Raw genomic sequence first — 24,958 nt, forward strand, 5'->3', positions numbered from 1 at the left:
TTCGCTTAACGCCTGCGCTGGCCAGGCGCGGATACTGCGTGGATCGTCACACCCGGTTTCCGGTCAAGGAGCGCCGCATGCCCGAGCCCCGGCCTCGCCCCGCATCGCGTCCGCGTTTGCGCGTGCATGGGCGTCGCGCATTGCGCAACGCGCAGCGGCTGCTGTTGTCGCTGCTGCTGGTGCTGTTCACCGTGGCGGCCATCGCCGGCAGCCAGAAGGTGCTCGAGCGCGACGATGCGCGCTGGCTGCAATCGATGACCACCGGCCTGGACAGCGCCAGCGTAGCGCAGCTGCAGCGCGACGGGCGCAAGCGCTTCCTGCGCGATCAGTTGCAGGCCTCCAGCGGCGACGACACCCTGCCCGCGGCCGTGCGCACGCAACTGGACGGCTACGAGGCGCTGCACACGCCGGTGCAGGAGCTGCTCAAGCAGCTGGATACGCGGCAGCAGGACATCAAGGCGATGCCCGACGGCGAGGCCAAGGTCGCGGCGAAGAAGGCCTTGCAACAGCGCGCCGATACGCTGCTGGCGCAGGCGCGGCAGGCGCAGTTGCTGCGCGCGGTGTACTCGCGCGACCAGCTGCGCGAGCAGATGGTGTGGTTCTGGCTCAACCACTTCAGCGTGTTCGCCGACAAGGGCCGGCTGCGCTGGACCGTCGCCGACTACACCGACAACGCGATCCGCCCGCACGCGCTGGGCAAGTTCTCCGACCTGGTGATGGCGACGCTGCAGAGCCCGGCCATGCTCGAGTATCTGGACAACGCGCAGAACGCCAAGGGCAAGGTCAACGAGAACTACGCGCGCGAACTGATGGAGCTGCACACGCTGGGCGTGGACAGCGGCTACAGCCAGCACGACGTGCAGCAGCTGGCGCTGATCCTTACCGGCGTCGGCATCGCCCCGCCCAATCGCGACGCGCCGCCGAAGCTGCCGCCGCCGCAGCAGGCGCAGTACCTGCGCCGCGGCGCGTTCGAGTTCAACCCGGCGCGGCACCAGCCCGGCGACAAGAGCCTGCTCGGCCAGCGCATCGCCGGCGGCGGTTTCGATGAGGTGGAACGCGCGGTGCAACTGATCGTGCGCCAGCCGGCCTGCGCGCACTTCGTGTCGCGGCGGCTGGCCGAGTACTTCGTCGCCGACGATCCGCCGCCGGCGCTGGTGGAGAAGATGGCGCGCACCTTCCAGCGCAGCGACGGCGACATCGCCGCCGTGCTGCAGGTGCTGTTCGCCGCGCCGGAAATGGCCGCTGGCGCGCCGCACAAGTTCAAGGACCCGTACCGCTTCCTGGTGTCGTCGCTGCGCCTGGCCTACGACGGCCAGACCATCGCCAATCCGCAGCCGCTGCTGGGCTGGTTGAGCCAGATGGGCGAGCCGACCTATGGCCGCATCACCCCCGACGGCTGGCCGCTGCAGTCCAGCGCCTGGAACAGTTCCGGGCAGATGGCGCAGCGCTTCGAGATCGCGCGCGCGATCGGCGGCGGCAACACCCAGTTGTTCAACAGCGGCGGACAGCAGCGCGGCGGCTTTCCGCAGCTGACCACGCCGCTGTACTACCAGGCGATCGAACCGCAGCTCGGCGACACCACCCGCCAGGCGCTGGCGCAGGCGCGCTCGCAGCAGGAGTGGAACGCGTTCCTGCTGTCCTCGCCCGACTTCAACTACCGCTGACCCGGCCCATAGTGCCGGGTGCTTCGCTTGTCGCCGCGCCCGGCGATCACGGAGGTCCCCCATGCACCGTCGCCATTTCCTGTTCGCGTCCGCTGCCGCGGCGGCCAGCCTGCCGTTCGCCGGGCGCCTGTTCGCCGCGCCGGCGCCATCGCCGCGGCTGCTGGTGGTGTTTCTGCGCGGCGGCTACGACAGCAACAACCTGCTGGTGCCCTATGTCAGCGATTTCTATTACGCGTCGCGGCCGACCCTGGCGATCGCGCGGCCGGATCCGGCCAACCCCAACAGCGCGATCGCACTGGACACGCAGTGGGGGCTGAACCCGCGGTTGCGCGACACCTTGCAGCCGTTGTGGAACGACAAGCAGCTGGCGTTCGTGCCGTTCGCCGGCACCGACGATCTGTCGCGCAGCCACTTCGAGACCCAGGACAATATCGAAGCCGGGCAGCCGGCCGGACAACGCAGCGACTACCGCTCGGGGTTCCTGGCGCGGCTGTCGCAGGTGGCCACCGGCACCCCTTCGATCGCCTTCACCGATTCGTTGCCGTTGAGCTTCCAGGGCGGCGGCGACATTCCCAACCTGTCGCTCAAGCGTAATCCCACCCCGGCCTTCGACCCGCGCCAGGCCGGAATCCTGGCGCAGATGTACCAGGGCACGCCGCTGGCCAGCGCCGCGCACGAGGGCCTGGCGCTGCGCCAGCAGGTGTCCCAGGCGTTGCAGGACGAGATGCAGCAGGCCAACCGCGGCGCCGCCAGCGCCCGCACCTTCGCCGACGAGACCCGGCGCATCGCCACGCTGATGCGCGAGCGCTACCGGCTCGGCTTCGTCGATGTCGGCGGCTGGGACACGCACGTCAACCAGGGCAGCACCGACGGTCCGCTGGCGACCAATCTCGGCAACCTGTCCGAGGGCCTGGCCGCCTATGCCGAGGCGCTGGGGCCGGAATGGCGCAACACCGTGGTGGTGGTGCTGTCCGAGTTCGGCCGCACCTTCCGCGAGAACGGCGACAAGGGCACCGACCACGGCCACGGCACCACGTACTGGGTGATGGGCGGCGCGGTCAACGGCGGGCGCATCGCCGGCGAGCAGGTCGCGGTGAGCAAGGAGAAGCTGTTCCAGGATCGCGACTACCCGGTGCTGACCAACTACCGCGACCTGTTCGCCGGCTTGTTGCGGCGCATGTGGGGGTTGTCGCCATCGCAGTTGCAGCAGGTGTTTCCGCAGGCGCATGCGCGGGATCTGCAGCTGGTGTGAGGCGGGCGCTGTGGCATTGCTGCGCGAACGACGGGGCGCCGGCCGGGTGCAGTGGGGGATGGCTTCGGCACCGCTCCGTTCGCCGCCGCCAGGTCTACTGCTCCGTTCGTCGCGACTGAAGTCGCTCCCACAGGACTTGCGGCGAGAGAGCTGGGTGCACTGTAGGAGGGGCTTCAGCCCCGACAGGCAGCGTCCGAAGCCGGTGCAGTTCCCGTCTTCGTTTGTCGCGGCTGAAGCCGCTCCTACAAGGAGCTGTGGTGGCCGATTGGGTGCATTGTGGGAGGGGCTTCAGCCCCGACAGGCAGTGTCCGAAGCCGGTGCAGTTCACGACTTCGTTCGTCGCGGCTGAAGCCGCTCCTACAGGGAACTGCGGTGGCCGGGCGGGTGCACTATGGGAGGGGCTTCAGCCTCGACGGTATCCGTAGCCGGGAAGCTCATCGCTGCGATTGTAGGCCGCCGTTGAAACCGCTCCTAGAGGAGGCTCGCCGGGCGCTTCGATCGTAGCCTGCCCCTACGCGCCGGCGAACGGCGAAGGGCCGTAGAACCGCGCCAGGTGCGCGGCGACGTCGGGCATTTCGCGCTGCAGCCGCTCCGGTGCGGAGAAGTGATATTCGCTGACCACGGCGAAGAACTCTTCGGGTGCCTCGGCGGCGTAGGCATCGATCTCGCTGGCGCGGCCGCGGTCCACGCGCGTGCAGAATGCGTCGTAGCTGCGCTGGAAGTCGGTAGCCCAGCGCCGCTGCCAGTCGCGCGGCAGCGGCGGGGTGCCGTCCAGCGCGCCGTCGAGCACGTCGAGTTTGTGCGCCATCTCGTGCACCGCCACGCAGTAACCGGCGCGCGGGTCGTCCAGGTCGGCCTGCACGTCGGCCCAGGACAGGATCAGCGGGCCGCTGTCCCAGGATTCGCCGATCAGTTCGTCTTCCCATTCGTGCAGCACGCCGGCTGCGTCGACGTGGCTGCGCTGCACCCGGAATGCGTCCGGATACACCAGCAGCTGCGACCAGCCGCGCAGGCCGTCGGCGCCGAATTCCAGCAGCGGCAGGCAGCACAACGCGGCCAGCAAGGTGCGCTGCACCGCATCCAGGTGCAGCTCGGCCAATGGGGAAATGGTCTTGCTGTGCAGGAACTGCGCCGCCAGTGCGCGCAGTGTCTGCTCGCGTGCCGCATCCAGCGCCGACACCCACGCGCAGCGCTGCCGCACCGATTGCCAGGTCGTCTCGTCGATCGGAACAGGCGCCGGCGACAGCCAGCGCAACCAGCGTGGGATCAGCGGAACATCCCCGGCAGGAAGCTGTGCCATTTGGGCATGCGCAGGCGCGGCACCAGATCGCTGTCGCCGCCGCCGCCGCTCGGCGCTGCGCCGGGCTTGGCGGAGGCGGGCGGGTGCGCCGGTGCCGGACGTGCCTGGGCGGCGTCCGTGTCGGTCGCGTCGGTGTAGACGCAGTCGTTGCGCTGCTTGCTCGCCAGCGCGTCGGACGCGTGGGCGGCCGCCAGCGGGAGCAGCAGGATCAGGCACGGCAGGAAGCGGCGCATCGTCGGCATCCAGGGCGAGCGGCGGTGAATCCCGATTCTAACGCGGTTTTTACCCGGCGCAGGGCCGCAGCTGGGCGCAGGCACGGCGCTTCCCGCATACTTTTCCGCTCCGAGGTCACGTCTTCAGGGGCGTGTGGATTGAAACGAGGCGATGGAACCGGCGTGGACGAGCGCGAACTACTGGCCCGGCTCAGCCAGGGCCGCCTTTCCGGCGACGCCCTGGCGCGCTCCTTCGGGCTGACCCGGGCCGCGGTGTGGAAGCGCATCCAGGCGCTGCGCGCGGCCGGGGTGGAGATCGATGGCCGCGCCGGCGAGGGCTACGGGCTGGCACGGCCGCTGGAATTGCTCGAGGCCGAGCGCATCGGCGCGGCGCTGGCGCCGGCGGCGCGCGCCGAACTGGCCGGGCTGGAGATCGCCTGGAGCCTGGCCTCCAGCAACAGCACGCTGCTGGCGCGGCCGGCGCCGGCGCGCGGCAGCGAGGTGCTGCTGGCCGAGCGCCAGACCGGCGGGCGCGGCCGCCGCGGCCGGGTCTGGGCCTCGCCGCTGGCGGCGCACCTGTACCTGTCGGTGGCGCGCGGCTTCGCCGGCGGGCTGGGGCGCCTGGGCGGGCTGAGCCTGGCCGCCGGCGTGGCCGTGGCCGAGGCGCTGCGCGCGGCCGGGTTCGCCACGGTCGGGCTGAAATGGCCGAACGACCTGCTCGCCGACGGACACAAGCTCGGCGGGCTGCTGGTCGAAGGCGGCGGCGAGTTCGCCGGGCCGGCGCGGGCGGTGATCGGCCTGGGCCTCAACGTGCGCATGCCGGCAGCGAGTGCCGCGAGCATCGGCCAGCCGTGGACCGACCTGGCCACGCTGGCCGGCGCCGAGGTCTCGCGCAACGCGATCGCGGCCATGGTGCTGTCGCATCTGCTGCCGGCGCTGGCCTTGTTCGATGCGCAGGGCCTGGCGCCGTTCCTGCCGCGCTATGCCGCGCTGGACCTGCTCGCCGGGCGCGCGATCCGCATCGACGAGGGCGGCGTCGCGTGCGAGGGCGTGGCCCTGGGCCTGGCCGACGACGGCGCGCTGCGGGTGGCGTTCGCCGACGGCGAGCGGCCGCTGCATGCCGGCGAAGTCAGCGTGAGGCCGGCATGAGCGACTGGCTGTTCGACCTGGGCAATTCGCGCTTCAAGTTCGCCGCGCTGGAGCGCGGCCGTGCCGGTGCGGTGCAGGCCTGGGCGCACGGCGCCGAAGCGATGGACGCGGCCGCGGTGGCGGCGTTGCCGCGCGGCGACACCGCCTACGTCGCCAGCGTCGCCGCGCCGGCCTTGACCGCGGCGGTGCTGGACGCGCTGCGTACCCGCTTCGCGCAGGTGCAGGTGGCGCGCACCGAGGCCGCCTGCGCCGGCGTGCGCATCGCCTATGCGCAGCCGCAGCGGTTCGGCGTGGACCGCTTCCTGGCGCTGCTCGCCGCGCACGGCGGCGGCGATGTCCTGGTGGTCGGGGTCGGCACCGCGCTGACCCTGGACCTGCTCGATCGCGACGGCCTGCACCATGGCGGACGCATCGCGCCGTCGCCGACCACGATGCGCCAGGCCCTGCAGCAGCGCGCCGCGCAGCTGCCGGCCGAGGGCGGCGATTACCGCGAGTTCGCCACCGACACCGCCGATGCGCTGGCGTCCGGGTGCGACGGTGCGGCGCTGGCACTGATCGAACGCAGCCTGCAGCAGGGCGAGGCGCTGCTGACGCGGCGGCCGCGGCTGCTGCTGCACGGCGGCGGCGCGCCGCCCTTGCTGCACGGACTGCCGGCGGCCGAGCAACGCCCGTCGCTGGTGCTGGACGGGCTGGCGCTGTGGGCGCAGGCGCACGCCGCGGCCGGGCGTGCCGGGTAGAATCCGCGCATGCTCGTCCGCGCCCTGCTCGTCGTCCTGACCATCCTCAATCTCGGCGTCGCGCTGTGGTGGGCGACGCAGCCGCAGACCCCCGCGCCGGCACCGCTGCCGACTCCGCCCGCCGGGGTGGCGACGCTGCAGCTGGTTCCGGCATCGCAGGCCGTGCCCGCGGCCGCGTCCGCGCCGCCGGCCCCCGTTGCGGCACCGGCACTGGCACCAGCGCCTGCCACTGCCACCGCCGCGGCGCCGAGCGCCGCCGCTGCGGTTGCCGACGCGCCCGCAACAACTGCAGTGCCAGCAACCGCAACGCCCACGACCGCAGCGCCGACCGCTGCCGCGCCACCACCGCCCAAAGCGCCCAGCAACGCCGTGGCCGCCGCCGCGGAGCCTGCTGCGGCCCCCGTCTGCCTGAGCCTGGGCCCGTATCCGGACCGTGCCGCCGCCGAGGCCGCCGTCGCCACACTCGGCACCGCCGCCACGCGCCCGCGCCTGCGCGAGGTCGGCGACGACGACGCCACCAGCTTCCGCGTGCTGCTGCCGACCATCGGCGGCGAGGACGGGGTCAAGGCCGCGGTCGAGCGCATCGTCGCCGCCGGCATCCGCGACTACTACCCGATCCGCCAGGGCGAGGAAGCCGGCGCCATCGCGCTCGGCCAGTACCGCAGCCGCGAAGGCGCCGAACGCCGCCGCGCCGAACTGGCCAAGGCCGGCTTCAACGTCGACCTGGTCCCCAGCGGCGGCAGCGGCCAGTCGCGCTGGTGGCTGGACCTGCGCACGGCCTCCGCGGCACAGGCCGCCTCGCTGCGGCGGCAGCTCGGCGCGCAGCGCCAGCGCGCGCTGGACTGCGCCACGCTGCGCTAGAATGCCGCGCTGCGCATGCGCTTCGGTCTTCCGGGCCGGTGCGGATCGCGGCCCGCCGCCGCGATCTGCCGCGACGGCCTGCCAGCAGGTAGACTGCGACGGCCCGCAGCGCGGGCACTGCAGTCCTCGTGCCGCTTTAGCTCAGTCGGTAGAGCAACTGATTTGTAATCAGTAGGTCGTCCGTTCGATTCGGACAAGCGGCACCATTCTCCTCGCGTCGTTCAGTGTGCGCCCGGCAGGCGCCGGCGCAATGCTCGCGTGTACGCGTTTGCCGCCGTGCGCCTTTCCATGGATTTTCCGGCAATGCGTCGCCGCACGCTGCGTACCGTCGGCGTTCGCCCTGCTGCGCCGCGGCGGGTCGCGCCGCGGGCGGCTCGCTAGACTGGCGCACATTTTTTGCTGGAGCACGTCCGCATGAGTTCCTCTTTTCTGCCGGTGTCCCTGATCGGCGTTCCCACCGACATCGGCGCTGGTCACCGTGGCGCGCGCATGGGGCCGGAAGCGTTGCGCATCGCCGGCCTGCACGAGGCGCTGGCCGGTCGCGGCATCGAAGTGCGCGACCTGGGCAACCTCGACGGCCCGCGCAATCCATGGCAATCCCCGGTCGCCGGCTACCGGCACCTGGACGAAGTGGTGGCCTGGAACCGTGCGCTGATGGACGCCAGCTACGCCGAGCTGCGCGCCGGGCGCATGCCGATCATGCTGGGCGGCGACCATTGCCTGGGCATCGGCTCGATCACCGCGGTGGCGCGGCATTGCCGCGAGCAGGGCCGCAAGCTGCGGGTGCTGTGGCTGGACGCGCATTCGGACTTCAACACCAGCGAGGTCACCCCGTCGGGCAACGTGCATGGCATGCCGGTGGCCTGCCTGTGCGGGCTGGGTCCCAAGGCGCTGACCGAACTCGGCGGCGACGCGCCGGCGCTGCGCCCGGACCAGGTCCGGCAGATCGGCATCCGCTCGGTGGATCCGGACGAGAAGCGGCTGATCAAGCAGCACCGCATCGATGTGTACGACATGCGCTACATCGACGAGATGGGCATGAAGCGCACCATGGAAGCGGCGCTGGACGGACTCGATGCCGACACCCACCTGCACGTCAGCTTCGACGTGGACTTCCTCGACCCCAGCATCGCGCCCGGCGTGGGCACCACCGTGCCCGGCGGCCCCAACTACCGCGAAGCGCAGCTGGTGATGGAGATGATCGCCGACAGCGGGCGCATGGGCTCGCTGGACATCGTCGAACTCAATCCGGTGCTGGACCATCGCAATCTGACCGCCGAACTGGCGGTGGACCTGGTCGAAAGCCTGTTCGGCAAGTCCACGCTGATGCGAGACTGAGTTGGGTTTCTGGAAGAAAACTGAACACTGGAGCGCTTCATTCACGTGAAATCCACAGTGGTGAAGTCAGATTCACCGCCAGACGGTAGCTCGGCAACGGCTATCGCCGCTGTCCCCTAGACCCGTCTTACTGCGAGGATTCCACGATGAAGCGACTGCTCACCTTGATGATGCTGACCCTGTTCTGTGCGGGCATGCTGACTGGCTGCAACACCATGGCCGGTGCCGGCAAAGACATGCAGAAGGCGGGCGAGAAGGTGGAAGACAAGGCGGGCGATTGCAGCGACGGCAAGTGCTGATCGATCGGCCGTAGTGGCTTCGCGTTTTCGATATCCAATGCGTTACCCAGACGCGGCTCGTGCCGCGTTCCCATGATCAACAAAGGAGTGAACCTATGAAGCGTACTTTTGCGTGGATGCTGCTGGCGATGTTCTCGGTCGGCCTGCTGTCTGGCTGCAACACCGTTGCCGGTGCCGGCAAGGACGTGCAGAGCGCCGGCGAGAAGGTCGAAGACGCCGCCAAGAACTGAGCCCCAGCGCTCGGTGACAAGAACGGGCCGGCTTTGCCGGCCCGTTTTTTTTGCGTCTCGTACATGCCATCGCCAGGTCCGGTAAATGGTTAACCGAACTCATGCGCCGTTGACGTCGTATCGACCGCATGGCAACGGCGCAGGCGCGATGCTCTGCGCGCGGTTCAGTCGCCGCGGACCAACGAGAGCGATGCTATGAACAAAGACATCATTTCCGGCAAGTGGACCCAGCTCAAAGGCAAGATCAAGGCCCAGTGGGGCGATCTGACCGACGACGATTTCGACGTGGCCGAAGGCAATGCCCAATACCTGTCGGGCAAGCTGCAGGAACGCTATGGCTGGGATCGCGACCGCGCCGAAAAAGAGGTGCGTACCTTCCAGGACAGCCTGGACAAGGAATACCGCAACTGAGGCGATCCATGCGCCTTGCACCGGAACGGGCCGCGAGTGCGGCCCGTTCCTTTTTCGCGCCTACATGTGCGCGGGCTCAGCGCGCCGGCGGATCCGGCACGAAGTCGCCGGGAAAGGCATGCGGTGCGTCGGCCACGCGCGGGTACGGCCGCGACCGCGGGATCACCCCGCGTGCGATCAGCCGTGCGCGGCTGTCGTAACGTAGCTGCACGCGCTGCTGCGGCACCTCGCTGGCGCGTTCGAATTCGGTAGTGCTGGACGGCGACCATTCGCGTTCGCCATGGCCTGTGCCCAGGCGCTGCACCGCGCCCAGCGCGGCATCGCTTTCCTGGGCGCGCGCCGCCACCGGTGCCGGTGTTTGCGCCGGCGCGGCAGCGCTTTCCCGGCGCTCCTCGATGCTTGCCTGCGGCACGATGCGTGGCGCTTCGTCGAACACCGCCATGCCGATCACGCCGACGTTGTCGGGGCGGCCGGTGCGCGCGGCGTAGCTGTCGGCCAGGTCGGTGAACACGAACTGCGCGATCTCGCGCTGCGACTTGCGCCAGCCGGCGATCTCGGTGCTCTGCCACGGCGCCAGCACATAGCCGCGCTGGTCGCTGGAGGCCGTCTCGCCGCTGACTGCGTTGACTCCGTCCACCGACAGCACCACCAGCACGCGGCGGCCGGTGAGGTTGCTCAGGCGCAGCGCATAGCGGTGGCCGGGCGTGGCGGCGACCCAGCGCTGGCCGCGCTGCACGTGCTGCGGCAGATCGGCGCCGTCGTCGCGGTCGATCACGCTCAGGGCGACCAGCGACGCGGACGGCGGCGGTGCAGGGTAGGGGCGGAAACCGCACAGCAGGCCGATACACAGCAGGGCGATCGAGATCGGGCCGATCGGGCGGGTTGGAAGCAGGCGGAAGAGCGTGCGCATCGGGGCGACTCCGGGAAGGGACCTGGCATTGAACGCGCCATGCGCCGGAACGGGGTTGCCGCGCAGCGGTTAAACTCGCCGGGTTTTCTTCCGGCTTCGATTCCCCGCATGACCACCCGCGTCCTCACCGGCATCACCCCCTCCGGCACCCCGCACCTGGGCAACTACGTCGGCGCGATCCGCCCGGCACTGCAGGCCAGCCTGCGTCCGGGTATCGAGAGCTTCTATTTCCTGGCCGACCTGCACAGCCTGATCAAGGCGCAGGACCCGGCGCGCACCCAGCGCTCGACCCTGGAGATCGCCGCGTCGTGGCTGGCGGCCGGGCTGGATCCGTCGAAGGTGTGGTTCTACCGCCAGTCCGACGTGCCGGAAACCAACGAGCTGACCTGGTTCCTGACCTGCGTCGCCGGCAAGGGCCTGCTCAACCGCGCCCATGCCTACAAGGCGGCGGTGGACAAGAACCGCGCCGACGGCGAGGACGACGATGCCGGGATCAGCGCCGGGCTGTTCATGTACCCGGTGCTGATGGCCGCCGACATCCTGCTGTTCAACGCGCAGCAGGTGCCGGTGGGCCGCGACCAGATCCAGCACATCGAGATGGCGCGCGATATCGGCCAGCGTTTCAACCACGTCTACGGCCGCGATTACTTCACCCTGCCCGAAGCGCTGATCGACGAGCAGGTGGCCACCTTGCCCGGGCTGGACGGGCGCAAGATGAGCAAGAGCTACGACAACACGATTCCGTTGTTCGCCCCGCGCGAGGAACTGAAGAAGCACGTGTTCGCCATCGTCACCGATTCGCGCGCGCCCGGCGAGGCGAAGGAGACCGAGGGCTCGGCGCTGTTCCAGCTGTACCAGGCCTTCGCCAGCGCCGAGGAGGCCGCCGCGTTCGCGCAGGCCTTCGCCGGCGGCATCGGCTGGGGCGAGGCCAAGCAGCAGTTGTTCGAGCGCATCGACGCCGAGATCGCGCCGATGCGCGAGCGCTACGAGGCGCTGATGGCGCGCCCGGGCGAGATCGAGGCGATCCTGCGCGACAACGCGCAGCGCCTGCGTGCGCGCTATGCCACGCCGTTCCTGGCCGAATTGCGGCATGCGGTGGGCCTGCGCGACCTGTCGCTGCGCGAGGCGGAACAGGCCGATGCCGCGCAGGCCAAGCAGGCGCTGCCGAGCTTCAAGCAGTACCGTGAGGGCGACGGCCGCTTCTACTTCAAGCTGCTCGACGGCGAAGGCGCGTTGCTGCTGCAGAGCGGCGGCTTCGATTCGCCGCGCGAGGCCGGACGCGTGATCGGCGTGCTCAAGCAGGCGGCGCAGGCCGATGCGTTGCAGGCCGCCGGAATCACCCTGGCGGTGCCGGCCGACGCCGTGCTGGCCGCGCTGCAGCGGCTGCGCGACGCGGGCTGAGGGTTACGTCGCCGCAGTCACGGCCAGGCGTGTGTGTGTGGGAGGGACGTCAGTCCCGACGAGGCTTTGGCGGCAATGCGTCGGGACTGACGTCCCTCCCACAAAAGCACTGGGATCGCAGCTGGCTGTAACGGAGGGGCACCCGCGCCGCAGTCTCCAGGATTGCATGTCCCGATGACGATGCACGGGCCGTGGGATTGCCTGGAGGCCGACGCGTACCGTGCAGGGCTGGCAACGGCCTCCATACGGCCTAGAATGGACCTTCGCCCAGCCACCGCCTTGCGCATGCCACGCGATCCCAGCATCCATCTCATCGACACCGGCTTCCAGCGCGCGCAGTTCGATGCGGCCTACCTGATCGTGGAGCACGGCCGCGGCGCGTTCGTCGATTGCGGCACCAGCCATTCGCTGCCGACCATGCTGGCCGCGCTCGACGGCGCCGGCCTGGCGCCGGGCGATGTGGACTGGCTGATCCTGACCCACGTGCACCTGGACCATGCCGGCGGCGCCGGTGCGCTGCTGCAGCGGTTGCCGAATGCGCGCCTGCTGGTGCATCCGCGCGGCGCGCCGCACATGATCGACCCGACGCGGCTGATCGCCGGTGCCACCGCGGTGTACGGCGAAGCCGAGATCGCGCGCAGCTACGGCACGATCCTGCCGGTGGCGGCCGAACGCGTCGTCGTCGCCGAGGACGGCCATCGGCTGTGGCTGGGCGAGCGCGAGCTGCTGTGCATCGATACGCCCGGCCACGCGCGCCACCATCTGTGCGTGTGGGACGCGCGCAGCCGCAGCTGGTTCAGCGGCGACACCTTCGGGCTGTCGTACCGCGAGCTGGACAGCGCGCAGGGCGCGTTCGTGATCCCGACCTCCTCGCCGGTGCAGTTCGATCCGGAAGCGATGCGTGCCTCGATCCAGCGCATGCTCGGTTATGCGCCGGACACGCTGTATCTTACCCATTACGGCGCGGTCGGCGCGGCAGAGACATTGGCCGCGGATCTGTTCGAGCAACTCGAGGCGATGGTGGCGATCGCGCGCGGCTGCGACGGCCATTCCGATCGCCATCGCTGCCTGGTCGCGGCGTTGACCGCGCTGTACCTGGAGCGCGCGCGACTGCATGGCTGCCCGCTCGACGACGCTGGCGTGGAGCAGGTGCTGCGGATGGACATCGAACTCAATGCGCAGGGCCTGGCCTGCTGGCTGGATCGCTGAAAGGCCGGGATTCGTGATTTGGGATTCGGGATTGGGAAAAGCGTGTGTCTGCGCTTCTCGTGTCTCGATCCACGTCATTGCTGTTTCGTGACGGCGTCACGCTCTACACTGTGCAACCAGGTTTTTTCAGGTCTTCGCCGTGAATCCGATGCGCATGTTGCTGCTGTCCGCCTGTCTGTTCATGGGAGGCGCCGCGCAGGCGGCCAATGAGGCGCTGCCCGGCGGCGGCATCGATGCCGAAGCGCTGCAGCGGCATGTGCGCACGCTGGCCTCCGATGCGTTCGAGGGCCGCGCGCCGGCCACGCCGGGCGAGGACAAGACCATCGCCTATCTCAGCGAACAGTTCCGCCTGGCCGGGGTGCAACCGGCGGGCGACGACGGCGGCTGGACCCAGGCGGTGCCGCTGGTGCGCGCGCAGGTGGACGGACCGGTGACCGCGACGCTGCGCGTGGCCGGTGCGTCGCAGGCGCTGGTCAACGGCGAGGACGTGGTGCTGCAGAGCCTGCGGCCCGGTGCCAAGGTGGCGCTGAAGGATGCGCCGCTGGTGTTCGTCGGCTACGGCATCCATGCGCCCGAGCGCGGCTGGGACGATTACAAGGGCGTGGACCTGAAAGGCAAGATCGCGGTGATGCTGATCAACGATGCCGATTTCGAGACGCCGCAGCCCGGCGCCTTCGATGGCCGCGCGGTCACCTACTACGGGCGCTGGACCTACAAGTACGAGGAAGCCGCGCGGCAGGGCGCGGCCGGCGTGCTGATCGTGCACGAGACCGCGCCGGCGGCGTACGGCTGGGCCACGGTGAAGAGTTCCGGGTTGTCGCCGCTGTTCGACATCGAGCGCAGCGACGCGCAGGCGCGTGCGCAGCACGTGCCGGTGCGCGGCTGGATGCAACGCGCGCTGGCGGTGTCGCTGTTCCAGCGCGCCGGGCTGGATTTCGAGGCGGAGAAGCGACGTGCGCAGCGCGCCGACTTCCGCCCGCAGGCGCTGGGCGATGCGGCGCTGTCGGTGCGTTTCGCGCTCAAGCGCGAGCGTGTGGTCACCCACAACGTGGTCGCCAAGCTGGAAGGCGCCACGCATCCGGAGGAGACCGTCATCTACTCGGCGCACTGGGACGCGTTCGGCCTCGGCGCGGCCGATGCCGGCGGCGACCGCATCCGCCGCGGCGCGGTCGACAACGCCACCGGCGTGGCCAGCGTGCTGGAACTGGCGCGAGTGTTCGCGGCCGGTCCGCGGCCGCAGCGCACGCTGTACTTCATCGCCCTGACCGCCGAGGAAAAGGGCCTGCTCGGCGCGACCTACTACGCCGCGCATCCGCTGGCGCCGCTGGCCACCACCGTGGCGGTGATCAACAGCGAGATGTTCAGCCCCGACGGCGCCACCCGCAACGTCGCCTCGTGGGGCCGCGGACGCGTGTCGCTGGAGCGCGATCTGGCCGCGGCGGCGCAGGCGCGCGGCCGCGCCTATTCGCCGGATCCGAACCTGGAGGCGGGCTTCTTCTATCGCGCCGACCACTTCGCCTTCGCCCGCGCCGGGGTGCCGGCGATCACGGTGGGGCCTGGCCTGGACAAGCTGGACGGCGGCGTGGCCGCCGGCAAGGCGATCCGCGATCGCTATTTCGCCGAGTGCTACCACCAGCCCTGCGATCGCTGGAGCGCATCCTGGGATCCGGCCGGGCATGCCGCCGACACGCTGCTGCTGTACGACCTGGGCCAGCGCCTGGCCGACAGCCGCGAGTGGCCGCGCTGGGACGACGGCTCGGAGTTCAAGCCGGCGCGCGATGCGAGCGAGGCGGCGCGGCGCTGAGGTGGTGACTGTGACTGTGGCTGCGGTTGGGGTGGGTGTCGCGCGTCGCGACTGAAGTCGCTCCCACAAGTGAAGCTTCGCGCTGGGTTTGCTGGAGTGCAGCGCAGAAGTGCTTCGGTCTCCACTGCTGCCGAAGCCGATCGATTGCTGACGCGTCCTGTCGCGGCTGAAGCCGCTCCTACAGGGAGCCTTGCGCTGAGTTGCTAGGTGCACTGTAGGAGGGGCTTCAGCCCCGACTGGTGCGAAGCCGATGGATTGCTGATGCCTCCTGTCGCGGCTGAAGCCGCTCCTACAGGAGGTCTTGCGCTGAGTTTGCTGGGTGCACTGTAGGAGCGGCTTCAGCCGCGACTGCTGCCGGAGCCAATGGAGCTGCTGACTCCGCGCGTCGCGACTGAAGTCGCTCCCACAGGTTGGAGCTTCGCGCTGGGTTGGCCTCGTTGCCGGCGAACAGCGCATTGCCGCCGTTTGCTGAGTGCACTGCAGGGGGCTTCGGCCTCGACTGGTGCCTAAGCCGATGGATCGCTGATGCCTCCTGTCGCGGCTGAAGCCGCTCCTACAGGAGGCCTTGCGCTGAGTTTGCTGGGTGCACTGTAGGAGCGGCTTCAGCCGCGACTGCTGCCGGAGCCGATGGAGCTGCTGACTCCGCGCGTCGCGACTAAAGTCGCTCCCACAGGTGGAGTTTCGCGCTGGGCTCGCCTGGAGTGCAGCGCAGAGGCGCTTCGGTCTCCACTGCTGCCGAAGCCGATGGATTGCGGATGCCTCCTGTCGCGGCTGAAGCCGCTCCTACAGGAAACCTTGCGCAAGGTGCCGGGTGCATTGTGGGAGGGACTTCAGTCCCGACGCGGGGAGTCTGCCGCGCGGCGATTGCGGCTGATGGCCGGAAGCCTCGGGTTGCCTTTGCAATGACGCAAGCACGTGCTGTGCGCTCAGGATCATGCTGGCTCAGCGAAGCACCTATCGCCGATGGCTTGAAGGGATCAGCGCCACGTGCAAAACAGCGTGCCGCGCGCGTCGCGCTGCAATGCTGTCGCTGGTCGTGGCCGCTGGCCTAGAATTCATGTCCACACCGCTCGGTCCTTCTGCGCATGTCGTCCTCGCCCTCTCCCGCCACCGCCGTTCCCGCGCGCGGTGGTTTCGTCGTCCTCGCGCTGCTGCTGGTCTACGTCGTCTGGGGTTCGACCTATCTGGCGATCCGCTTCGCGCTGGAGGGCGGGACGCCGCCGCTGAGCATGGTCTCGGGGCTGCGCTTCGTGGTCGCCGGCTCGCTGCTGTACGCGGTGCTGCGCTGGCGCGGCGTGGCGGCGCCGACGCGCGCGCAATGGGGGTCGCTGACCGTGCTCGGCGCATTGCTGCTGCTGTGCGGCAACGGCATGGTGGTGCTGGCCGAGCGCCAGGTGTCCTCGGGCCTGGCCGCGGTCGCGGTGGCCTCGGTGCCGCTGTGGATGGCGCTGTTCGGTGCGTTGCGCGGGCAGCATGCCAGCCGCGGCGAATGGCTGGGCATCGTGGTCGGGTTCGCCGGGGTGCTGTGGCTCAATGCCGGCAGCAGCCTCAGCGCCAGCCCCAAGGGCCTGGTGCTGCTGTTGATCGCGCCGATCGGCTGGGCGTTCGGTTCGGTGTGGTCGCGCGGTCGCGACCTGCCGGCGCCGTTCATGGCCGCCGCCGGGCAGATGCTGTGCGGCGGCGTGCTGCTGGTCGCCGCGGGCCTGCTGAGCGGCGAGCGCCCGCATGCCTGGCCGACGCCGCACGCGCTGATGGCGGTCGCCTACCTGTGCGTGTTCGGCTCGATCGTGGCGTTCACCGCCTACGTGTGGTTGTTGCAGAACGTGCGTCCGGTGCTGGCCGGCAGCTATGCCTACGTCAATCCGGTGATCGCGGTGGCGTTGGGCAGCTGGCTCGGCGGCGAGCGCTTCACCGCCAGCGACCTGGGCGCGATGGCGGTGATCCTGGCCGGCGTGGTGGTCATCACCGTGGCGCGGACGCGGCGATGACCGTTACTGAGCAGGAGACGCGGCGCGGGTTGCTGATCACTGCGCTGGCGTTCGCGCTGTGGGGCGTGGTGCCGGTGTACTGGCATCTGCTCAAGGCGGTGCCGTCGTTTCAGATCATCGCCCACCGCATCGTCTGGAGCGCGGTGCTGGTGGTGGGCTGGCTGCTGTACCGCACGCGCCTGCAGTGGTGGCGCAGCATCGCCGCACAGCCGCGCGCGCTGGCCATCCTGGCGCTGAGCAGCCTGGCGATCGCGTTCAACTGGGGCCTGTACATCTGGGCGATCAACGCCGGCCACGTGATCGAGGCGAGCCTGGGCTATTTCATCAATCCGCTGGTCAACGTGCTGCTCGGCGTGCTGGTGCTGAAGGAGCGGCTGCGCCCGCTGCAGTGGCTGGCGGTGGCGTGCGCGGCGCTCGGCGTGAGCTGGCTCACCGTCGATGCCGGCGCGCTGCCGTGGATCGCGCTGAGCCTGGCCGCCTCGTTCGGGTTGTACGGGTTGCTGCGCAAGCTGGTGCAGGTGGATGCGGTGGCCGGGCTGGGGGTGGAGAGCCTGTACCTGTTCCTGCCGGCGCTGGGCTTCGTGCTGTGGAGCGAGAGCGGGCACGGCGGCGGTTTCGCCGGCGGTTGGGGCTGGCGCAACGATCTGCTGCTGGTGTTCGGCGGCGTGGTCACCGCGGTGCCGCTGATCGGCTTCGCCTACGGCGTGCGGCGCATCCCGCTGTCGCTGGTCGGGCTGCTGCAGTACATCGCGCCGAGTCTGCAACTGCTGCTGGGAGTGTGGTTCTTCCACGAACCGTTCGACACCGGCAAGGCGATCGGCTTCGCCGCGATCTGGATCGGCCTGCTGCTGTTCGCCGGCGAGAGCCTGTGGCGCTCGGGTTGGGGGCGGCGAGGGGCCGGGATTGGGAATTCGGAATTGGGGATTCGCAAGAGCCGAAGCCGCTCCCCTTGATAGCGCGGCGGCCTGCGCAGTCCGCTGTTACGAATCCCCGCTCCCGAATCCCCACTCCCTCCTCAACCGCGGCCGACGCTCGCAGCCGGGCTGCCCGTCAGCTGCTGCCCGGCGTCCACGCGCGGCGCCAGCGGCGACGGGCAGTGGCCGTCGTGGCGCTGCGCCGGCAGTTCGGCGAACCAGTCCTCCACGGTCGGCGCCAGCAGGTCCAGCCGCATCGGCAGGCTGATGTGGTTCTCGCCGGGCATCTCCAGGTAGTGCGCGCGCGGCGCGTCCAGCGCCAGCAGGCGGCCGTGCGCGACCGGGATGTGCTGGTCGGCGCCGCCATGCAGCAGCAGCACGCAGGCCGGGGCGGCGCGCGCGGCGGCGGTCACGTCGACCTGGTCCAGGTTCAGCGCCAGGCGCTGGTTGGCGTTGGCGATGACCGCATCCAGGTTCTGCCCGGCGTAGCGCCAGCGCGCCAGGTCCATCGCTGCGCTGGCCATCAGGCCCTGCGGGCGGCTGGCGAGCATGTGCGGGATCATGTCGCGGATGCCGCGGCCGGCGTTGGCGAAGGATTCCATCGCGACCACGCCGTCGACGTCGCCGCCCAGCTTCTGCGCGGTGAACAGCGCGGTGGCGGCGCCGTAGGACACGCCGAACAGGTACAGCGGACCCTGCACCTCGCCGCGGGCGCGCAGCGCGCGGATCACCGCGACCACGTCGTCGGACTCGCGGGTGCCGTAGCCGGCCGGGCCGCCGCCGGAGCGGCCGTGGTTGCGCAGGTCGATGCTGATGCTGCGGTAGCCGGCCTGGGCCAGGTCCAGCGACCACGGCAGCAGCGAGTCGCCGTCCATCATCCAGCCGTGCAGCAGCACCACGGTACCGCGCGGCGGGGCGTGCGCGCCGGGCTGCGGCGCGGCCACGTCCATCGCGAAATCGGCGCGCTCGTGGCCGTTGGCGTCGCGGCCGGCATGCTCGTAGCGGTAGCGCATGCGGTAGTCGCCCGGATCGATCGCCCGCCAGAAGATCGGGATGCCGCCGGGGGTGAGCACGTGCCCGCTGCGGTTGGGCAGGGTCGACAACAGGCCCTGGATGCGTTCCTCGTCCATCAGCGGCGACACGCCGCCCGGCGCGACCAGGCGGTCGCTGAGCGAGGTGGAGGTGCCCGCGGCCACGCAGCAGGCCGCCAGGCACAGACTGGCGCAGAGGACGAGCAGGAGGCGCAGGCGCGACGACATGGCGGTAGGCGGTGGATGAACGGCCGCGCAGGCTACCGCCTTCGCTGGCGCGGCTCTACCGCAATTGGATGACGAAACGATGACGCGGGTCGGCAGGGTGCGCCGAGGCGGGACCGCCAGCCCGGTTTTTCCGCTGCGGCCTGCGCTGTGGCGCATCCACCGTTCCCGAACGGGCCGTGCCGGGCCTGGCCGGCACCCGGTCGGCGTCGCGCGGCAGCGCCTCGCGTTCAGGTCGGGCCGCGTGGCGCCGGCCCGCGACACGCCGGGCCAGACCCGCGGGTCGCATTTGCGCAGGTGGAGGCCGGCCCGCGACCTCGCTTCCTTGCGCCAGGCAGGGCGCCACGATGCCCGGGACCGGCGGCCTTACAGCGCGCGCAAGGCGGTGGTGATCGGCAGCCGCGCCGCGCGCAGCGCCGGGAACAGCCCGCCGACCAGGCCGATGCCCAGCGCCCACTTCAGCCCGCTCCACAACAGTTCCGGCGACACCTTGAACTGGAACACCACCTGGCTGAAGTTGCTGCCCAGGGTGGACACGCTGTAGCCGTTGAACACGACCCAGGCGATCAGCCCGCCGAGCAGCCCGCCGAGCAACGCCAGCAGCATCGTCTCCAGCATCACCGCGGTCACCACCGGCAATCCGCGGAAGCCGATCGCGCGCATCGTGGCGATCTCGCGCGCGCGGGTGGCCACCGCCGCGTACATGGTGTTGAGCGCGCCGAACACCGCGCCCACCGCCATGATCGCGCCGATCACCGTGCCGAGGATGCTGATCAGCTTGCTGAGGTTGCCGCCCTGCTTGGCGTAGTAGGCGCGGGTGGTTTCCACGTCGAGCTTGAGCCGCGGGTCGGCGGCCATCGCCGCCTTGAACTGGGCGTAGCCGTCCTTGCCGGCGGTGCGCACGTTGATCGACTGGTAGGCGCTGCGGTTGTAGGTGGAGGCCAGGGTCTGCGCGTCGGCCCACAGTTCCGAATCGTGCGCGTCGCCGGAGGCGAACACGCCGACCACGGTCCACTGCTCGCGGCCCAGGCTCAGGGTCTTGCCGACCTCCAGCCCGCGGAACTGCGCCTTGGCGCCCTGGCCGACCACGATCTCGCGCAGGCCGGCGGCGAAGCGGCGGCCTTCCACGATCCGGACCTTGTCGTGCACCATCCAGCCGGCGTCGCCGACGCCGCGGAACTGCACGTTGGTGTCGGTGCCCTCGGCCTTGCTCGGCAGGTTGATCACCTGCGACAGCTCCGGGGAGACCAGCGGCTTGCCGTCGGCGCCCTTGGCCACGCCGGCCAGGCTGGCGATCAGCGGCACCTGGTCGCGGGTGATCACCGAGTTGGTCTCGGCGCCGGAGCCGCCGCGCAGCACGATGGCGGTGGTGTCGTCGCCGGTGCTGCTGAGCGTGGCCTGGAAGCCTTCGCCCATCGCCAGCATCGCCACCAGCACGCCGACCACGCCGGCGATGCCGACCACGATCACCGACGAGGCGCCCCAGCGCTGCGGCAGGCTGGCCACGCCGATGCGGGTGGCGGCCAGCGCCAGGCGGCCGCTGCGGGTCAGCAGCAGCCACAGCGCCACGCCGACGGCCAGCGCCAGCACCCCGTACCAGGGCAGCGCGATCCACAGCGCCAGCCCGAGGGCCAGCAGCAGCAGCGAGAGCAGATTGCCCAACCATTGTTTGAGTTTCATCAGTGCGTCTTCCGAGAATGCGATAGAGAACGATGCGGCGGCGGGCTCAGCGCCCGGCCAGCGCGTCCACGATCTTCAGCCGCTGCGCGCGCAGCGCCGGCAGCAAGCCGACCACGATGCCGATGGCGACCATCAGCCCCAGCGCCACCAGCCAGGTCTGCGGGGGCACGCTGCGCATCGGCATCATGCCGCCGCTGGCCGCGGCCACGCCGGGGATGATCAGCGCCGCCAGGCCCATGCCGATCAGTCCGCCGAGCACGATCAGCAGTACCGACTCGACCATCACCAGGCTCAGCACGGTGCCGTCGCGGAAGCCGAGCGTCTTCAGCACCGCCAGCTCCGGGATGCGCTCGCGTACCGCCTGCGCCATGGTGTTGCCGGTGAGCAGCAGCAGGGTGAAGAACACCGCGCCCATGATCGCGGTGACGATCAGGCCGATGTCGGCGAACTGCTTGGCGAAGGCCTGCGAGAACGCGGCCTCGGTCTGGCTCTTGGTCTCGTGGTCGGAGTTCAGCGACAGCGCGTCGATCGCCTGCGCCACCCGCGAGGCCTGGTCGGCGCTGCCCAGCTGCACGGTGTACCAGCTGACCTTGTTCTTGATGTAGTCGTTGGACTCGTCGAAGTATTTCCAGTTCATCATCAACTGGTTTTCCGCCTGCGCGTTCTTGGCGTCCTTGACCTTGAAGATGGTGGTCAGGGTCAGCGGCCAGTCGTTGCTGCCGCCGCGCGGGAAGATGGTGGCCTGCAGCGGGATGGTGTCGCCGATCTTCCAGCCGTGCTTCTTGGCCAGCGCCGCGCCGACTGCCGCGGCGGTACGGGTTTCGCGGAACGCCTTGAGCTGCGCCGGCGGCACGTCGTACTCGCTGTACACGTCGAAGAAGTTCGGCGCCACCGAGAAGTTGGGGAAGAAGTTCTTCGGATCCTGGTAGATGCCGCCGAACCACATCGCGTAGGTGACCTTCTTCACCCCGGGCACCGACTCGATCTGCGATTGCAGGCTGACCGGCAGCGACTGGGTGATCGACAGCCGCGAAGATACGATCAGCCGGTTGGCGCCTTCGACGCTGCCGCCGGAGTTGAACGCCACGCGCACCGAGTCGAGCATGCCGAACAGCAGGAACGCGGCGACCACCGACAGCAGGGTCAGCAGGGTGCGGGTCTTGCTGCGGAACAGCTGCGCCCAGACCAACGAAAAGTATTTCATGTTCGATTCTCCAGGGAACGGTACGCCGTGGCGCGGTACGCGCGCCGCGGCTGGCCGCGATGCGGCAGCGGCCGGTTCAATGCGCCACGAGCGGCGCGTCGGCCAGCTCGCCCTTGTCCAGGTGCACGGTATGGCTGGCGTACTCGGCGGCCTTGGGGTCGTGGGTGACCATGATGATGGTCTTGCCGTGTTCGCGGTTGAGCTGCTGCAGCAACTGCAGGATCTCTTCGGCGGCGTGGCGGTCCAGGTCGCCGGTGGGCTCGTCGCAGATCAGGAAGGTGGGATCGGAGACGATGGCGCGGGCGATCGCCACACGCTGCTGCTGGCCGCCGGACAGTTCGTTGGGGCGGTGGCTGCGGCGGTCGGCGAGGTTGACCAGGGTCAGGGCGATCTCGGCGTTGCGCTTGCGCTGGGCGGCGCTGAGGTTGGTCAGCAGCAGCGGCAGCTCGACGTTCTTCTGCGCAGTGAGCATGGGCATGAGGTTGTAGAACTGGAACACGAAGCCGACGTGCTGGCTGCGCCAGGTGGACAGTTGGCCGCCGCTCATGCGGTCGATGCGTTCGCCTTCGATCTCGATCTCGCCGCCGCTGGGGGTATCCAGGCCGCCGATCAGGTTCAGCAGGGTGGTCTTGCCGGAGCCGGAGGGTCCCATCAGGGCGACGAAGTCGCCGCGTTCGATCTCCAGGTCGATGCCGTGCAGGACTTGTACTTTCTCGGGCCCGCGCTGGTAGGTCTTGGTGACGTTGCGCAGTTTGACGAGGGTGGACATGGTGGTGTTCCTGGCAGTGGACGGGTAGTGGATGTGCCGATTGCGGTGAGGCGGTTCGCGGATGCTTTCAATTGCGATGCTGTTGCTGTGCTTTTGCTTTTGGCTTTACCGGGTCCCTTACGTAGCGGCGAATAGGGCGGGAAAAACCCCGAAGGGGCGGCGCACAGGGATGTGCGCCGTTCGCGGCAGGGGCAGGATGCCCCTTCCGCGAATCCCGTCCTGTTCGCGGACCCGGAGCGCGCAGCGCGGAGGGCGCGGAGTAGGGTGTGCTTGACCAGCCTTCGGCTGTGGTGAAGCGCTTCTTTTGGTTACTTTTCTTTGCACAAGCAAAGAAAAGTAACTCGCCGCAGGCGAAAGCTTTGCTTTTGCTCCTTCAGTGGTGGAGCTCTTGTAGGAGCGGCTTCAGCCGCGACACTTTCCTGACAGAACCAGTCGCGGCTGAAGCCGCTCCTACAAAAGCAAACGCCCAAGCAAAAAAGCAACAGCAAAGCAAAAGCTTCCGCCCTAGGGCGGGTCACTTTTCTTTGCTCGCGCAAAGAAAAGTAACCAAAAGAAAGCGCGCCCTGCCTACGCGCCCTCCGCGCTGCGCGCTACGGGTCCGCGGATGCACCGGGGATTCGCGGAAGGGGCATCCTGCCCCTGCCGCGAACGGCGCACATCCATGTGCGCCGCCCTTCGGGTTTTTCCCCGGTCCATCCGCCGCTGCGGAAGGGAACCCAGGAAGCCAACAGCAACAGCAACAGCAAAGCCGAGCAACAACGGAGCCGAGCAGCAGCTAGAGCAACATCTAGAGCAAGAGCAAGAGCAAGAGCAAGAGCAAGAGCAAGAGCGGTATGGCGGTTGGAGCTTGTGCAGGCAATTGCAGGCTTGATGCATCACGGGCAAGAACCATGCGATGCGGTGAAACGACTGGTTTCAGCGACACTCGCTATGGCAATAACTGGAACGAAAACAAAGTAACGGCGCCGTCTTCATGGCGATGGAGCAAGGCGGTGGCGACAGGGGCGACACGGACGGCATGCAATGGTTCGCGCCAAAGCGCGGTACCTCACACGCGTCCGCCGCTATTGCTCGGTCGCCTCCGCCATCTTCACCTTGACTCCGTCGCGCACCGTCTCCGGCGGGTCCAGCACCACCGTGTCGCCCGCCGCCAGGCCCGACAGCACCTGGCGGTCGTCGCCCAGCGCGATGCCGGTCTTCAGCGCGCGCCGCTCGACGGTGTTGTCCTCCTTCAGTGCGAACGCCACGTCCTGGCCGTCGCGCTTGACGATCGCCGTGCCCGGCACGCGCACGCCCTGCGGCTTGTCTTGCGCCTGCGCCTGCGGGGCTTCCAGGAAGCTCACCCGCACGCCCATCTCCGGCACGATCCGCGGATCCTTCTGCTTCAGCGCCACGCGCACCTTCACCGTGGCCTTGCCGCGGTCGGCCGAGGGGATGATCGCGATCACTTCGGCCGGAATCTTCCACTCCGGGTAGGCGTTGAGTGTGGCTTCCACCGGCATGCCCGGCTTGACCCGGCCGATGAAGGCCTCGCCTACTTCGACCTCGATCTCTAGCGAGTCCATGTCCACCACCGTGCCGATGCCGGTGCGGGTGAAACCGCCGCCGGCCGACAGCGGCGACACGATCTCGCCCGGCTGCGCCGCCTTGGCGGTGACCACGCCGGAGAACGGTGCGCGCACGATGGTGTTGTCCACGTTGAGGTCGGAGATCGACAGCTGGTTGCCGGCCACCACCACGTTGCGCTGCGCGCTCTGCAGCTGCGCGCGCAGGGCGTCGCGCTGCGACAGCGCCTGCTCGTACTGCGAACGCGACACCAACTGCTGCGTGGACAGGGTCTGCAGCCGCTGCGCATCGGCCTCGGCCTGGCGCAGCTGCGCCTGCATGTTCGCCACCTGGCTGCGCGCCGCGTCCAGCTGCGAGGCCGACAGCTGCCGCTGCGCGCCGGCGTCGATCGGATCCAGCGTCGCCATCACTTGGCCCTGTTCCACGCGCATGCCTTCCTCGATCAGCACCTCGCGCACCTTGCCGGTGATCTTCGCCGAGACCGTGGCCATGCGCCGCGCCACCACGTAGCCGCTGGCATCCAGCACCGAGGCGCTGCTGCTGCCGGCCGCGATCGCCACCACCGGCGCGGTGGTCACCTCGATGGCCTTGCCGCGGCCGAACAGCAGCCAGCCGCCGACGCCGAGCGCGAGCAGCAGCACCAGGACCACGGCGATCCACAGCCCGCGCCGCGACGGTGGCGCGCTCGGCGGAGCCTTGCGGTCGATACGGAGTTCTTTGAGCAGGTCGGCGGAGGTACTCATCTTGTCCCTGGACGAATCAGTAGGCGCAGTGTGGACGGCGAGGGGTGCGCTTCCCAGTTGC

General features: G+C 69.6%; 22 protein-coding genes and 1 tRNA gene. 15 read left to right on the forward strand and 8 right to left on the reverse strand.

From position 1 onward, the window contains the following. The first annotated feature begins 77 nt into the window (after positions 1-77). Both NUG20_RS01725 and NUG20_RS01730 read left to right on the forward strand, forming a co-directional pair. A complete protein-coding gene (locus tag NUG20_RS01725) occupies positions 78-1,664 on the forward strand; it encodes a DUF1800 domain-containing protein (protein WP_263396749.1) in 1,587 nt (528 codons plus the stop codon). Positions 1,665-1,725: 61 nt separating this feature from the next. Further along, positions 1,726-2,916, forward strand: a complete 1,191-nt coding sequence (locus NUG20_RS01730) for a DUF1501 domain-containing protein (protein WP_263396750.1) — start codon at positions 1,726-1,728, stop codon at positions 2,914-2,916. A 511-nt stretch (positions 2,917-3,427) separates the two neighbouring features. Here NUG20_RS01730 and NUG20_RS01735 read toward each other — a convergent pair. Both NUG20_RS01735 and NUG20_RS01740 read right to left on the reverse strand, forming a co-directional pair. Further along, complete coding sequence (locus NUG20_RS01735) at positions 3,428-4,216, reverse strand: M90 family metallopeptidase (RefSeq protein WP_263396751.1); 789 nt, start codon at positions 4,214-4,216, stop codon at positions 3,428-3,430. After that, positions 4,183-4,449 carry a hypothetical protein gene (locus NUG20_RS01740; RefSeq protein ID WP_263396752.1) on the reverse strand — a complete coding sequence of 89 codons (267 nt, stop codon included), beginning with the start codon at positions 4,447-4,449 and terminating at the stop codon, positions 4,183-4,185. Before NUG20_RS01740 ends, NUG20_RS01735 begins: the two co-directional genes overlap by 34 nt. Positions 4,450-4,611: 162 nt before the next feature. Between NUG20_RS01740 and birA the strand changes: the two genes are divergently transcribed. From birA to NUG20_RS01780, 8 genes are all read left to right on the forward strand, one after another. Continuing rightward, positions 4,612-5,577, forward strand: coding sequence for a bifunctional biotin--[acetyl-CoA-carboxylase] ligase/biotin operon repressor BirA (birA, locus tag NUG20_RS01745; RefSeq protein WP_263396753.1), 966 nt, complete (start codon positions 4,612-4,614; stop codon positions 5,575-5,577). Further along, positions 5,574-6,314 (forward strand): type III pantothenate kinase, encoded by a 741-nt coding sequence (locus tag NUG20_RS01750; protein WP_263396754.1) that lies wholly within the window; start codon positions 5,574-5,576, stop codon positions 6,312-6,314. Before birA ends, NUG20_RS01750 begins: the two co-directional genes overlap by 4 nt. Positions 6,315-6,323: 9 nt before the next feature. Continuing rightward, positions 6,324-7,175: an SPOR domain-containing protein gene (locus NUG20_RS01755; RefSeq protein WP_263396755.1), complete on the forward strand. Its 852-nt coding sequence runs from the start codon at positions 6,324-6,326 to the stop codon at positions 7,173-7,175. A gap of 130 nt (positions 7,176-7,305) precedes the next feature. Continuing rightward, a tRNA-Thr gene (locus NUG20_RS01760) sits at positions 7,306-7,381 on the forward strand. 208 nt (positions 7,382-7,589) lie between these two features. Next, on the forward strand, positions 7,590-8,513 hold the full coding sequence (rocF, locus tag NUG20_RS01765) for an arginase (RefSeq protein ID WP_263396756.1): 924 nt from the start codon (positions 7,590-7,592) through the stop codon (positions 8,511-8,513). A 146-nt stretch (positions 8,514-8,659) separates the two neighbouring features. Beyond that, a complete protein-coding gene (locus NUG20_RS01770) occupies positions 8,660-8,812 on the forward strand; it encodes an entericidin A/B family lipoprotein (RefSeq protein WP_263111363.1) in 153 nt (50 codons plus the stop codon). A 95-nt stretch (positions 8,813-8,907) separates the two neighbouring features. Continuing rightward, complete coding sequence (locus NUG20_RS01775; protein ID WP_263111362.1) at positions 8,908-9,042, forward strand: entericidin A/B family lipoprotein; 135 nt, start codon at positions 8,908-8,910, stop codon at positions 9,040-9,042. 195 nt (positions 9,043-9,237) lie between these two features. After that, a complete protein-coding gene (locus NUG20_RS01780) occupies positions 9,238-9,453 on the forward strand; it encodes a CsbD family protein (protein WP_263396757.1) in 216 nt (71 codons plus the stop codon). A 76-nt stretch (positions 9,454-9,529) separates the two neighbouring features. Here NUG20_RS01780 and NUG20_RS01785 read toward each other — a convergent pair whose 3' ends face one another. Then, on the reverse strand, positions 9,530-10,363 hold the full coding sequence (locus NUG20_RS01785; RefSeq protein ID WP_263396758.1) for a hypothetical protein: 834 nt from the start codon (positions 10,361-10,363) through the stop codon (positions 9,530-9,532). A gap of 108 nt (positions 10,364-10,471) precedes the next feature. Here NUG20_RS01785 and NUG20_RS01790 point away from each other — a divergent pair, with 108 nt between their 5' ends. The 5 genes from NUG20_RS01790 to rarD all read left to right on the forward strand — a co-directional run bounded on the left by NUG20_RS01790 (position 10,472) and on the right by rarD (position 17,718). Next, a complete protein-coding gene (locus NUG20_RS01790) occupies positions 10,472-11,764 on the forward strand; it encodes a tryptophan--tRNA ligase (protein ID WP_263396759.1) in 1,293 nt (430 codons plus the stop codon). A gap of 285 nt (positions 11,765-12,049) precedes the next feature. Then, complete coding sequence (locus NUG20_RS01795) at positions 12,050-12,973, forward strand: MBL fold metallo-hydrolase (RefSeq protein ID WP_263396760.1); 924 nt, start codon at positions 12,050-12,052, stop codon at positions 12,971-12,973. A gap of 148 nt (positions 12,974-13,121) precedes the next feature. Next, a complete protein-coding gene (locus NUG20_RS01800) occupies positions 13,122-14,777 on the forward strand; it encodes a M28 family metallopeptidase (RefSeq protein WP_263398368.1) in 1,656 nt (551 codons plus the stop codon). 1,085 nt (positions 14,778-15,862) lie between these two features. Then, entirely contained in the window at positions 15,863-16,765 is a 903-nt protein-coding gene (gene yedA / locus NUG20_RS01805; RefSeq protein ID WP_263396761.1) for a drug/metabolite exporter YedA, read from the forward strand. Next, on the forward strand, positions 16,762-17,718 hold the full coding sequence (gene rarD / locus NUG20_RS01810) for an EamA family transporter RarD (protein ID WP_263396762.1): 957 nt from the start codon (positions 16,762-16,764) through the stop codon (positions 17,716-17,718). Before yedA ends, rarD begins: the two co-directional genes overlap by 4 nt. A 62-nt stretch (positions 17,719-17,780) precedes the next feature. Here rarD and NUG20_RS01815 read toward each other — a convergent pair whose 3' ends face one another. The 5 genes from NUG20_RS01815 to NUG20_RS01835 form a co-directional block, all read right to left on the reverse strand. After that, on the reverse strand, positions 17,781-18,938 hold the full coding sequence (locus tag NUG20_RS01815; RefSeq protein ID WP_263396763.1) for an alpha/beta hydrolase: 1,158 nt from the start codon (positions 18,936-18,938) through the stop codon (positions 17,781-17,783). A gap of 363 nt (positions 18,939-19,301) precedes the next feature. Further along, a complete protein-coding gene (locus NUG20_RS01820; RefSeq protein ID WP_263396764.1) occupies positions 19,302-20,615 on the reverse strand; it encodes an ABC transporter permease in 1,314 nt (437 codons plus the stop codon). 46 nt (positions 20,616-20,661) lie between these two features. Then, positions 20,662-21,819, reverse strand: a complete 1,158-nt coding sequence (locus NUG20_RS01825) for an ABC transporter permease (protein WP_263396765.1) — start codon at positions 21,817-21,819, stop codon at positions 20,662-20,664. A 76-nt stretch (positions 21,820-21,895) separates the two neighbouring features. After that, entirely contained in the window at positions 21,896-22,588 is a 693-nt protein-coding gene (locus NUG20_RS01830; RefSeq protein WP_263396766.1) for an ABC transporter ATP-binding protein, read from the reverse strand. 1,064 nt (positions 22,589-23,652) lie between these two features. Beyond that, a complete protein-coding gene (locus NUG20_RS01835; protein ID WP_263396767.1) occupies positions 23,653-24,897 on the reverse strand; it encodes an efflux RND transporter periplasmic adaptor subunit in 1,245 nt (414 codons plus the stop codon). Positions 24,898-24,958 lie beyond the last annotated feature (61 nt).

The sequence above is a fragment of the Xanthomonas sp. CFBP 8443 genome (genome assembly GCF_025666195.1).
GTDB lineage: Bacteria > Pseudomonadota > Gammaproteobacteria > Xanthomonadales > Xanthomonadaceae > Xanthomonas_A.